Raw genomic sequence first — 10,869 nt, forward strand, 5'->3', positions numbered from 1 at the left:
CCTACTGTGCCCGGCGAAGATCCCGGCTGGTCAGCGCCAGCAGCCCGGCGAGGGCGCAACCGCCCGCGCTGACCGCGAGCACGGTGCGGGGGGCGACTTCCTGGAGGGCGATGGCGGCCAGGGCCGCGCCGAGCGGGGTCGCCACCGACAGCAGGCTGCGTTGCAGGCCGAACACGGCTCCGTGCCGGGCCGGCGAGACCCAGCGCTGCAGGGCGCCGGTCTCGATGGTGGTGTACGGGCCCCAGATCGCGCCGCCGACCAGGAACAGCGCGGCGGCCGGTAGCACCTGGTGGATGACCGCGATCGGCAGCATGACCGCGCCCCAGACGAGGGCGCCCACGGCGTTGACCAGGCCGGGGCGGCGCCGGCTGAGCAGCGGCGCGGCGGTCAGGGTGGCGAGCGCGCCGATGCCGAACAGGGCCCACAACAGGCTGTAGGCGCCCTCGGTGGCACCGAGCTGACCCCGTACGAATGGCGGGCTGGCGGTTTCGAACGGCCCGTAGGCGAAGTAGTAGGCGGTGGACAGGGCGATGAGGGCGAGCACGCGCGGGGGCACCCGCCGGTTGGCGTCCCGTTCTCGCGGCGGGCCGGCGGGGCGGCCGGCCGTCGCCGGCGGATCAGGGTCGGGGCGCGGCAGCGTGAGCGCGAGTGCCGCCGCGACCAGGAGCAGGCCGGCCGGCACGACCATGCTCGTGGCGGCGCCGAGCAGGGCCAGCGAGGGCCCGGCCAGGGCGGCGCCGAGCATCAGCGGCAGCTGGTCGCCGAGAGCGACCACGGCGTTGGCCCGCCCGAGCTGCTCGGTGTCGGCGATCCGGGGGACCAGCCAGCGGACGCCGGCGTAGCTGGCCGGGGCGAGGGCACCGCAGAGCCCGCCGAGGACGAGCACCGGCACCAGGGGCAGCGTGTCCGCCGCACGGGAGCTCAGCACGAGCAGCAGCAGAAGAACGGCCCGGCCGGTCAGATCGAGCAGGATCAGGCGGCGACCACCCCACCGGTCGACGGCCCGCCCCAGCAGCACACCGGTGGTCAGCGTCGGCAGGCGCAGGACCAGCACGACCGCCGCCGTCTGAACCGCCGACCAGCCCTGCGGCTGGGCGACCCACAGCAGCAGGAAGAGTACGAAGTTGTCCGCCGTCGAGGCCAGTGAGGTCACCGCCCCGGCGGTCCACACCGCCCGCGGGAGCCGCCGGCCCGATATCTCCGGCCGGGTGCCCGGCCGGGTCTCGGTCATGACCCGCCGCCGGGGGTGGCCGGGACACTGCGGTCGACGGGGCAGTCGCGTCCGCAGGCCTCCCAGGAGCAGGTGCGGCAGGTCGCGTCGGCCTGCGGGCGGCGGCGTTGCTGCCCGGTCAGGACGGCGGCCATCGCGTCGACGAGCAGGCTCCGCTGCTCGGCCGGGACGGCGGCCAGAAGGCCGTCGACGATGCGGTCGCGCTCGCCGCGCCAGCGGTCCAGGCTGTCGGCGCCGCGCTCGGTCACATGCAACGGCACACCCCGGCCGGTCGAGACGCCGCGGCGCAGCAGGTCCCGGCCGGCGAGCCGATCGACGAGGCGCACGGTGCCGGACTGGGTGAGCTCGACCCGGCCGCGCAGCCAGTCCAGCGAGCACCCGTCGTGCTCGGCGACCAGCGTCAGGGCCGCGAGCTCCCGGGGGTCCAGCTCGGCGTGCCGCATGCCGCCGCGCAGTTGATCGTGCACCGCGAGCACATACGCGGCGACCACGTTGCTGGTATGCATGACTCATACATATCAGGTTGGTCAGCGGGCGGCCGGCCGAGGGCTGGGTTACGGTGCGAGGAGACGTGCGCCGCCCGACCACGAGGATCGCGATGACCAAGACCGATGACGACGTCGCCCTCGAAGCAGCGCTGGATCCGCTGGTCCTCGCGCTGGACATCGGCTCCACCGCAACCCGGGGCGGCGTGCACGACGCGTCCGGGCGGCGGGTCCACGGCCTGCAGCACAAGGTTCCGCACGCCTTCACGGTGGCGACCGACGGCACGTCGGTCATCGACCCCGACCAGGTGACCGCGGAGGTCGAGCAGGTCCTCGACGCGGTGACCGGCAACCCGCGACTGGCCACGCGCATCGCCGGGGTCGCGATGGACACCTTCGCCGCCTCGCTGATCGCGGTCGACCGGGCCGGACGCGCGCTCACCCCCTGCCTGACCTACGCCGACTCGCGCAGCGCCACGGCGGTCACCGCACTACGGGAGCAGCTCGACGAGCACGCGGTACAGCAGCGCACCGGCACCCGCCTGCACACCAGCTACCACGCCCCGCGCCTGCGCTGGCTCGCTGCAGCGCAACCGCACGTCGTCGCCGAGGCCGCACACTGGTGGTCCCTGGGCGAGTACATCTGGGCCCGGCTGATCGGGCACCCGCTCGCCGGGACGTCCACGGTCGCGTGGACCGGCCTGCTCGACCGGCGCACCGGCGAGCTCGACGCCGAGCTGCTCGCCGCCGCGGGCGCCGACCGCGGGCAGTTCTCCCCGCCGCTGGACATGACGCAGCCGGCACCCTCGGCGGCACCGGCGCGCCGGCCCGCCCTCGCCCGGGCCACCTGGTTTCCCGTCATCACCGACGGCTTCGCCAGCAACATCGGATCCGGGGCGACCGACGCCACGGTGATGACCGCGGCGACCGCCACCAGCGGTGCGCTGCGGGTGCTGCTCGACGGCCCGGCCGATCCCCTGCCGTTCGGGTTGTGGAACTACCGGGTCGACGCGCGGCGCACGCTGCTCGGCGGGGCGATCAACGACGTCGGCCGCGCCGTCAGCTGGGCGCAGGGCACGCTGCGCCTGAGCCCGGCGCTCGCGAACGCCCTCACCGCGCCGCCGAGCGACGCCACCCCGCTCGTGCTGCCCTACCTCACCGGTGAACGCGCGCCGGGCTGGGCCGGCGGGGCTCGCGCCACGTTCGCCGGGGTGTCCGCGGCCACCGACGCCGACACGCTCTTCCGCGCGGTCGTCGAGGGCGTGGCCATGACCTATGCGCGCGTCGCCGACGAACTGCACCCGGCCGCCCCGCAGGTCGTGGAGGTCGCGGCGGCCGGCCGGGTCAGCAACGACCAGCCCGAGTGGCTTCAGATCCTCGCCGACGTGCTCGGGCGACCCGTCACCCACGTGACCCGGCGGCGCGCCACGCAGCGGGGCACGGCGCTGCTCGCGCTCGACGTGCTGGCACCGGACGTCCGGCGCGCACCCCGGGCCACCGGAGTGACGTACGAACCCCGGCCCGTGCACGCCGATCACTACGCGGAACGACGGGCCCGGTTCGCCGAGATGTACGACGCGCTCGTACGCGCCTGACCGTTCAGCCGAGCAGGGACCGCAGGGTCTCGGCGTCCCGCACGGCGTTGCCCGCGCCGTCGTTGTTGAAGTAGGCGTACACCTCCCGGCCCTGGCCGTTCCACTCCCGGATCCGGTCCGCCCACCAGGCGAGACTGTCGTGCGGGTACGACCCGGCGTACAGATGCTCGGAATCGGGTCCGTGCATGCGCAGGTAGACGAAAGGCGCGGTGGCCCGGAGCACACACGGCAACCGGGCGCCGCTCATCACGCAATAGGCCACACCGCGGCGCTCCAACAGGTCGAACACCGCGTCGACGTGCCAGCTCGGATGCCGGAATTCGACAGCCGTGCGGACCCAGCCCGGTAGCAGGTCGAGAAAGTACTCGAGGCGGGCATCGTCACGGTGCTGATTCGGGCCCAACTGCACGAGGAACACCCCGCGCCGGTCGCCGAGCTCGTGCAGGCCGGCAACGATGCGCTGGACCCACTCCTCGGGCGCGTACAGCTTCTTCGCGTGCGTCAAGCCACGGGGAGCCTTGACCGACAGCTGAAACCCGTCGGGCAGCCGTCGCCGCCAGCCGGCAAAAGTCGCCGCCGTGGGCCAGCGGTAGAAACTCGCGTTGAGTTCGACCGTGGAAAACCGTCGCACATAGTGCTCGAGGCGGGCCCGCGCGGGCGTGGCCGGCGGATAGAGAACGCCGTCCCAATGGTCATAGCTCCAACCGGACGTCCCGACAGACCTCATGCCGTGCAGAGGAGCGAGTAGAAGTCCGCCAGCGCCCGCGGGTCCGGGCAGTCGATCACCGCGTGCTCGTAACGTCCGATCATGGATTTCCGGATACCCCGGCCGGACCGGCTCAAGCCGCTCACGTTTCGGCAGGCTGGACGTCCTCGCGGTAGGGACGGAAGAACTCGCGCAGCTCCCGCGCGTACAGCTCCGGCTCCTCGAACAGCGCGAAGTGGCCGCCCCGGTCGAGTTCGGTCAGGCGCACGACGTTCGCCGTGCGCTCGAGCCAGGCGCGCGGCGGGTGGAGTGTGTCGCCGGGAAAGAGCGCGAAGCCGGACGGCACCTCGACCCGGCGGGTGTGCTGTTCGCGCGGGATGGCGGCGTTGGCGGCGTACATGCGCATCGACGAGCCGATCGTCGCGGTCAGCCAGTACCGGGTGAGAAGCGCGCAGATCTCGTCCCGGGTGAAGCTGCGCTCGACATCGCCGTGGCAGTCGCTCCACGCCCGCAGCTTCTCGACGATCCAGGCCGCCAGCCCGGCCGGTGAGTCGGTCAGCCCGACGGCGGCGGTCTGCGGCTTGGTGCGGTGCATCTCGGCGTACGCTCCCTCGCCGGCCTTCCAGGCCGCCGCCGCGTCGAGAAAGGCCTGCTCCTCCGGTGCGAGATCGGGGAAGGTGACAACCGGGAGGCTGGCCTCCATCCGGTGCACGGCGACGACCCGGTCCGGGTGGTCCAGGGCGAGGTAACGGCTCACCGCACTGCCGATGTCCCCACCGGCAACACCGAACCGCGGACAGCCCAGCGCGGTCATCAGCTCGGCCCACAGGCCGGCGACCGCGATCGAGTCGACGGCCCGGCGGTCCGAGTGCCCGAACCCCGGCATGTCCGGCACGATCACGTCGAACGCGTCGGCCGGGTCCGCGCCGTGCGCACCCGGGTCGGTGAGCAGCGGCACCACCTTCTCGTACCGCCACGACGAGTCCGGCCAGCCATGGCACAGGATCAAGGGCAGCACGGGCCGGGCCGGCCCGACGGCGCGGGCATGCAGAAAAACAATGCCAAGACCTTGGAGGTACGTGCGGAAGCGTGGCAGGCGCGCGAGGGCGGCTTCCTGAACCGGCCAGTCGAACTCCCCGGCCCAGTAGTCGACGAGCTCCCGCAGGTAGGTGAGGTCGGTGCCGAGCGACCACCCCGCGTCCTCGGGCGCGTCCGGCCAGCGCGTCGCGCGCAGCCGCGCCCGGAGATCCGCGAGCTCCGCGGCGCCGGCCCGCACCTCGAACGGCTCGACGACCGCCGGGCCCGGTGACGAGGAAGGCATGATCACAGCCTATCGGCAGTGCAGCAGGCAGAACTCGCCGCGCTCGCCTATGTCATCGCTTCGTAGACGGCTCCGATGTAGTCGGCGCTTCGGTCGGAACCCAGGATGTCGCCGCCCATCCGGTTCATGACGTAGCCGATCGTCATCCGCCGGTCGAGATCGACCACGCCCATCGACCCACCCCAACCACCCCAGTAACCGATGCGACCGGAGGGCACCCACGCGAGGGTACGGGGATCGGACAGCGCGAAACCCAGTCCCCACCTCAGGAACAGGCCATTGACCTGATCGATACCGGCGGTCTGCTCCGCCAGCACCGCCCTTCGCCACTCGGCGGTGTTCGCCTCCTCCGCCGTCACCGCGGGACCGGTGAACGTCCGGTACGCCGGCTGCGAGTGATCGAGATCTTCGATGTCGAAGGGCAGGGGTGGCGGCGGCACGATGTCGGCCACCCCGGCCGAGCGCCCGGTCGTCGGCGCCGAGGCGGAAGTCGGCCCCCAACGGGACGGCGATCTCCTGCTCGACGAACTCGCCCAGCGTGCGGCCGTCGACCCGGCGCACCAGTTCGTCGAGCAGGTGACCGTAGACCCACAGGTGGTAGCCGGACGCGGTGCCCGGCTCCCACCACGGCGCCTGAGCAGCCAGCCGGGCCGCCGTCGCGTCGTGGTCGTACAGCTCCGCGACGCGGGCCGGGGCGGCCAGCCCGGACACCCCGGACGCGTGTGAGAGCACGTGGCGTACCGTCACCCGGTCCTTGCCGTTGGCGGCGAACTCGGGCCAGTAGCGGTGCAGCGGCGCGTCGAGGTCGACGCGGCCACGGTCGGCGAGCATCAGCACGGCCAGCGTGCTGACCAGTTTGGTGATCGACCAGACGTTGGTGATGGTGTCGCGTTCCCACGGGTGGGTGCGGGCGATGTCGCGGTGGCCGCCCCACAGATCCACCACGGTCTCCCCGTCGAGGTCGACCGTGATCGAGGCACCCAGTTCCGTGCCGTCGGCCAGGTGGCCGGCCAGCAACTCGCGGACGGCGGTGAACGGTTCGGTGACGGTCCCGTGGACCGATGTCGATGTCATGCGGAAACCCTGCCGGGTTCGCACCGGTGTGAGAGTCAAGCGGTAGTCGCCGACGTCACCGTCGCCTACCGTGGGATTCGTGACGATGACCATCGGTCAGATGACCGCGCGTACGGGTGTTCCGCCGCGGTTGTTGCGCTATTACGAGGATCGGCAACTGATCGTTCCGCCCCGTGACCGCAACGGCTACCGGGTGTACTGCGAGCTCGGTGTCGCACGGGTCGAACAGATCCGCTCGTTGCTCGACGCGGGCCTGCCCACGAAACTGATCAAGGCCGTGCTGCCTCGGCTGAACAGCTCCGACGTCACCGTGCTGTCCGGCGACGGCGACGAGGTCCGCACCGCGCTGTGCCGGGAGGCCACGTCGCTGCCGCACCGCATCGACGAGTTGACGGCTCGCCGGAGGCACTGGTGCGCTATGCCGAGGCCGTGACGTACTGATCCCGGGTGATGCGGCGGCGCTCGATCAGATAGCCGGTGAGCACGAACCCGAGGCTGGGCAGGGTGGTCATCAGCTGCGGCCAGGTGTTCTCACCGGGCGGGTCGACGCTGGATATTCCCGGATAGAACACGACGGACAGTTGGGTGAGGCCGTAGATGCTCGCGATGGTGGCGGCAGTCGCCAGCGATGCGCGCGTCTGGGCGGGCTTCCACAGGTAGTAGAGGGCCGCCACCCCCAGTGCGACGCCCATGCTCATGGTTTGCGCGTTGTGGAACTTCGCGTGCGGCGGCCAGGCCGGATTGTAGATGTGCGACTCGTTCCAGTCGGCGACATAGACGCCGACACCGGTTCCCGCCGCGGACAGGGAGATGAGCACCTTTCCCCACGGGAAATTCCTGCGGTTTCGATCTGACACGTTGTCCCCCTCGATGGTGATGTCGCGTCGAGACATCACGATATTGATGTCTCGCCGCGACGTCAACCCGTCGGAGCCCGGCGCCGCTCTCGTGGCGATCGAGCCGGGGAGACGATGGCGGTGAGAAGCGACATCACGGTTTCGGTGATGGTCGCCAGGTCGGCTTCGTCGTCGCCGTCCAGCCACTTGCGGTAGGCCGCACGGAAGATCTGACTTCCGGTGCCGGCCGCGAGCTCAGCGATGTCGGGGTCGACTCCGCGCTCGACGAGTGCCCGGCGGAACCGATCGGCCATCTGGTGCTGTTTGATCAGATCCCGTTCCAGCAGCCGCGGGTCCGACGCGATCAGCCGGCCCCGTCGGCGCAGGTCTTCTCGTGATCCGAGACTTTCCCAGTCGTAGCCGGCCAGGGTGCGGATCACCGCCGGAAGCGGCTGCGTGAGGTCGGGGGTCCGCAGGAGTTCCTCGACGAGCGCCTCGGTGAGGACGTTCGCGTCGGCGAAGAAGATCTCTTCCTTGTCCGGGAAGTACCGGAAGAACGTCCGGGTGGTGACGCGGGCGCGTTCCGCGATCTGGACCGCACTGGTCGCCTCGAAGCCTTGCTCCTCGAACAGTTCCATGGCGGCCTGCCTCATCCGCTCTTCACTGCCGTGTTCCCACCTAGGCATGGCGCCAGGATACTCAGCACGCTGATGTCTCGCCATGACATCAGCTGCTACCGTGATGTCACGGCGCGACAACAGTAGAAGAGGGGTTGCCATGAAGCGCATCCAATATCACCGGTACGGCGGCCCGGAAGTCCTGCGGCTGCAGAGCTTCGAGCCGCCATCACCGGGCCAGGGCGAGGTTCTCGTACGGGTGAAAGCCGCCGCCGCCAACGCGATGGACTGGAAAATCCGCAACGGCGAGATGCGCCTGATGACCGGCCGCGGCTTCCCGCGTGGGGCCGGCAACGAATTCGCGGGCGTCGTCGAGGCGGTCGGCGCGGGCGTCACCAGGTTCGGTGTCGGCGACGCGGTGCTCGGCGGAACAAGCCTCAAGGGGGCGGGAGCGTTCGCCGAGATGGTCATCGCCGACGAGAAGGCGGTGGTGCACAAGCCGCCGGAGGTGTCCTACGAGCAGGCCGCCGCGATCCCGGTGGTCGGCATCACCGCGTTCCAGGCCCTGCTCCGCAAGGGAAAGCTACGACCCGGGCAGACCGTCTTCGTCAACGGCTGTCTCGGCGGCGTCGGCCGGGCCGCCGCGCAGATCGCGATGATGTCCGGCGCCTCGGTGGGAGGCAGCTGCCGCGCCACCGACGCGGCGGAGGCGCACGACCTCGGCATCGCCCCGGTCGTCGAGTTCGGCTTCGATCCGGCCCGGCTCGACGAACGATTCGACCTGGTCCTCGACACCGCCGGCACACTTCCGGCCAGGGTGGCCCGGGCGTTGCTGAGGCCCGGCGGTCGCATCATCGACATCGTCCCCGCGCCGGTGAAGTTCGCGAGGAGTGCCCTGCCCGGGGCCTATCGCCTGATGATCGCCCAGCCCAGCATCGAGGATCTCGAGGAGGTGACCCGCATCGCCGCCCGGGGACGGCTGCGAATTCCGATCGCTCGCACCGTGCCGCTCGCCGACGCGATCCCGGCGCTCACCGAGCTCGAACTTCACCACCTTCCCAGAGGCGGCAAGCTGATCATCACGGCCGGAGATCCGCGGCAATGACGGCGCGGGTCACCGTGGCGTCGGATACCACGTCCAGGGCCGCGCGGACCTCGTCCATCCGCCGGGCCAGGTCCGGCGCCCGTTCCCGCAGGGCGTCGAGGTCGCCGCGCAGGCCCAGCACCTGGGTCCACAGCACGGCACGGCCCTGCTCGGCCAGTTCGAGGCCGAGCCGGTGGCGGCCGGCCAGCAGCGCCGCGGCGGCCGCGTCCGAGCCGAGCCCCGCCCAGCGCGCCAGGTGCGCTTCCCGGGTGTCGCGGCCGAGCCCGTGCCAGGCGACCTGGGGCAGCGCCTCGACGGCCGCGCGGTAGCCGTCGGCGGCGGTGCCGGCGTCGTCGGCCCGGACGCCGGTGTCGCCCCACATCCGCGCCGCCCGCAGCCGGGACTGCGGTGACGACGCGGCCGAGGAGGTCGCGGCCCGCCACGCCGCGACCGCGCCCGGGACATCCGGCCGGTCGGCCGGCGCCATCAGCGCGATCCCGAGGTTCGACAGGTGCGGTGCATGGTCCGGGTGGTAGGGATGCGTACCGGTGGCCGCCTGCCGGGCCAGGTCGACGGCCTGCTCCCGGTCGCGCGGATCGCCGGTCCGGGCGAACCGGGCGAGCAGGATCATGGCCAGGTTCGACTGGAAGCGGCACCGGTCGGGGTGCGGCTCGATGGTCGCGTCGACGGCGCGGCGGGCGGCCGCGGCGGCGGCGTCCAGGACCGCCGGGTCGTGGTCGAGTTCGAACCGGCACAGCAGCGCGTTGCCGAGGTTGGACAGGTGCGTCGCCCTGGCCCCGGCCTCCCGCACCGCGTCCACGGCGCGCTGTGCGGCGTCCACCGCCGCGGTGAGATCGGCGGCGTGGCCGGTGCGTTCGAACCGGGCCAGCAGCGTCACCGCGTGGTTCGACCACCGGTCCGCCCGTTGCGACTCGGCGACACCGGACCCCTCGGCCGCCGCCCGGGTCACGGCCACCGCCTCGTCCAGGACATCCGGTTCACCGGTGCGGTCGAACCGGGCCGTCAGCGCATTGCCCAGGTTCATCCCGTACATGGCCCGGTCGGGGCCGTCGGCCGGGCCGGCGACCGCCTCCCGGTAGGCGCCGATGGCCTGGTGCAGGTCGTCGAGCGTCCCGGTGTGCCGGAACCGGGCCTGCAGCGCGTTGCCGAGGTTCGACAGGCAGGCACCGCGGCCGGCGTGCCCGGCCGGGATCGCCGCGGCCGCCCGGCGCAGGACGTCGACGGCTTCGTCGACGTCGGCCCGCTGCCCGGTCCGGTCGAAGAGCGCGGTCAGCGAGGCACCGAGGTTGGTGGAGTACCGGACGAGGTCGGGGTGATCGGCCGGCGTCACCGTGACCGCCCAGCGCCCGGCCTCGACCGCCGCGGTCAGGTCGTCGACCTGACCGGCACGGGTGTACCTGGTCCGCAGCGCGTTGCCCAGATCGGACAGGTACCGGGCGAACATCGGCGCACCGGCCGGGGTCGCCTCGACGGCACGGCCCGCGGCGGCCACCGCCCCTTCCAGGTCTGCCGGCGCGGCGGTGCGGTCGAACCGGGCCCGCAGGTAGATCCCGAGATTGGACCACCAGCCGGCCCGGTCGGGATCGTCGTCACGGGTGCCCGCGACCGCCTCGACGGCCGCGTCGACCGCGGCGTCGAGATCGGCCGGGTCGCCGAAGCGCAGGTAGTGCTGGAACCGGGCGTTGCCGAGTCGGGCCAGATGCAGCGGCCGGTCGGCACCGGCGACGGCCACCGCTTCCTCGGCCAGGTCGACGGACTCGGTCAGGTCGGCGTCGGCCCCGGTGAGTTCGAAGCGCGTCCACAGAAAACTGCTGAGGGTCGACAGCCGGTCGGCCCGCGCCGGGTGCCCGGGCGGCGCGGCCGCCAGCGCCTGCCGGCCGACCAGGACCGCCTCGTCGA

The 10,869-nt window shown here is 72.3% G+C and carries 11 protein-coding genes and 1 pseudogene; 3 read left to right on the forward strand and 9 right to left on the reverse strand.

The window, feature by feature from the left end; genetic code table 11:
- Window position 1: 1 nt before the first annotated feature.
- Both Ato02nite_RS44455 and Ato02nite_RS44460 read right to left on the reverse strand, forming a co-directional pair.
- Window positions 2-1,231, reverse strand: coding sequence for an MFS transporter (locus tag Ato02nite_RS44455; protein WP_213012759.1), 1,230 nt, complete (start codon window positions 1,229-1,231; stop codon window positions 2-4).
- Window positions 1,228-1,737, reverse strand: coding sequence for a MarR family winged helix-turn-helix transcriptional regulator (locus tag Ato02nite_RS44460; protein ID WP_213012760.1), 510 nt, complete (start codon window positions 1,735-1,737; stop codon window positions 1,228-1,230). Before Ato02nite_RS44460 ends, Ato02nite_RS44455 begins: the two co-directional genes overlap by 4 nt.
- Window positions 1,738-1,829: 92 nt before the next feature.
- On the opposite strand from Ato02nite_RS44460, the gene Ato02nite_RS44465 reads away from it, so the two are divergent.
- Window positions 1,830-3,311 carry a gluconokinase gene (locus tag Ato02nite_RS44465; RefSeq protein WP_213012761.1) on the forward strand — a complete coding sequence of 494 codons (1,482 nt, stop codon included), beginning with the start codon at window positions 1,830-1,832 and terminating at the stop codon, window positions 3,309-3,311.
- Window positions 3,312-3,315: 4 nt separating this feature from the next.
- Here Ato02nite_RS44465 and Ato02nite_RS44470 read toward each other — a convergent pair whose 3' ends face one another.
- The 4 genes and pseudogenes from Ato02nite_RS44470 to Ato02nite_RS53130 form a co-directional block, all read right to left on the reverse strand.
- On the reverse strand, window positions 3,316-4,038 hold the full coding sequence (locus tag Ato02nite_RS44470; RefSeq protein WP_213012762.1) for a DUF72 domain-containing protein: 723 nt from the start codon (window positions 4,036-4,038) through the stop codon (window positions 3,316-3,318).
- A gap of 121 nt (window positions 4,039-4,159) precedes the next feature.
- Window positions 4,160-5,338, reverse strand: coding sequence for an epoxide hydrolase family protein (locus Ato02nite_RS44475; RefSeq protein ID WP_213012763.1), 1,179 nt, complete (start codon window positions 5,336-5,338; stop codon window positions 4,160-4,162).
- A gap of 47 nt (window positions 5,339-5,385) precedes the next feature.
- Window positions 5,386-5,778 (reverse strand): serine hydrolase, encoded by a 393-nt coding sequence (locus tag Ato02nite_RS44480; protein ID WP_213012764.1) that lies wholly within the window; start codon window positions 5,776-5,778, stop codon window positions 5,386-5,388.
- Between the two features lie 58 nt (window positions 5,779-5,836).
- Window positions 5,837-6,505: pseudogene (locus Ato02nite_RS53130) on the reverse strand (serine hydrolase domain-containing protein); the annotation flags it as partial.
- Here Ato02nite_RS53130 and Ato02nite_RS44490 point away from each other — a divergent pair.
- Complete coding sequence (locus Ato02nite_RS44490) at window positions 6,498-6,845, forward strand: MerR family transcriptional regulator (RefSeq protein ID WP_246608109.1); 348 nt, start codon at window positions 6,498-6,500, stop codon at window positions 6,843-6,845. The pseudogene Ato02nite_RS53130 and the gene Ato02nite_RS44490 sit on opposite strands and share 8 nt — an antisense overlap.
- Here the strand turns inward: Ato02nite_RS44490 and Ato02nite_RS44495 are convergent.
- Both Ato02nite_RS44495 and Ato02nite_RS44500 read right to left on the reverse strand, forming a co-directional pair.
- Window positions 6,829-7,269: a DUF6640 family protein gene (locus Ato02nite_RS44495; RefSeq protein ID WP_213012767.1), complete on the reverse strand. Its 441-nt coding sequence runs from the start codon at window positions 7,267-7,269 to the stop codon at window positions 6,829-6,831. The two genes, Ato02nite_RS44490 and Ato02nite_RS44495, sit on opposite strands and share 17 nt — an antisense overlap.
- Before the next feature lie 62 nt (window positions 7,270-7,331).
- Window positions 7,332-7,934: a TetR family transcriptional regulator gene (locus Ato02nite_RS44500; protein ID WP_213012768.1), complete on the reverse strand. Its 603-nt coding sequence runs from the start codon at window positions 7,932-7,934 to the stop codon at window positions 7,332-7,334.
- A 91-nt stretch (window positions 7,935-8,025) separates the two neighbouring features.
- On the opposite strand from Ato02nite_RS44500, the gene Ato02nite_RS44505 reads away from it, so the two are divergent.
- Window positions 8,026-8,970, forward strand: coding sequence for an NADP-dependent oxidoreductase (locus tag Ato02nite_RS44505; RefSeq protein WP_213012769.1), 945 nt, complete (start codon window positions 8,026-8,028; stop codon window positions 8,968-8,970).
- On the opposite strand, the gene Ato02nite_RS44510 is transcribed toward Ato02nite_RS44505, so the two are convergent.
- Window positions 8,945-10,869, reverse strand: a 1,925-nt coding sequence (locus tag Ato02nite_RS44510) for a tetratricopeptide repeat protein (protein WP_213012770.1), incomplete at its 5' end; no start/stop codon positions are given. The genes Ato02nite_RS44505 and Ato02nite_RS44510 overlap by 26 nt on opposite strands.

This window comes from Paractinoplanes toevensis, from assembly GCF_018332695.1.
Classification (GTDB): Bacteria; Actinomycetota; Actinomycetes; order Mycobacteriales; family Micromonosporaceae; genus Actinoplanes; species Actinoplanes toevensis.

Bases quoted from the DNA above. Each gene is read 5' to 3' on its own strand.
- Ato02nite_RS44490 (WP_246608109.1), top strand. From the start codon at position 6,498: ATGACCATCGGTCAGATGACCGCGCGTACGGGTGTTCCGCCGCGGTTG.
- Ato02nite_RS44475 (WP_213012763.1), bottom strand. From the start codon at position 5,338: ATGCCTTCCTCGTCACCGGGCCCGGCGGTCGTCGAGCCGTTCGAGGTG.
- Ato02nite_RS44460 (WP_213012760.1), bottom strand. From the start codon at position 1,737: ATGCATACCAGCAACGTGGTCGCCGCGTATGTGCTCGCGGTGCACGAT.
- Ato02nite_RS44455 (WP_213012759.1), bottom strand. From the start codon at position 1,231: ATGACCGAGACCCGGCCGGGCACCCGGCCGGAGATATCGGGCCGGCGG.
- Ato02nite_RS44505 (WP_213012769.1), top strand. From the start codon at position 8,026: ATGAAGCGCATCCAATATCACCGGTACGGCGGCCCGGAAGTCCTGCGG.
- Ato02nite_RS44500 (WP_213012768.1), bottom strand. From the start codon at position 7,934: ATGCCTAGGTGGGAACACGGCAGTGAAGAGCGGATGAGGCAGGCCGCC.
- Ato02nite_RS44470 (WP_213012762.1), bottom strand. From the start codon at position 4,038: ATGAGGTCTGTCGGGACGTCCGGTTGGAGCTATGACCATTGGGACGGC.
- Ato02nite_RS44465 (WP_213012761.1), top strand. From the start codon at position 1,830: ATGACCAAGACCGATGACGACGTCGCCCTCGAAGCAGCGCTGGATCCG.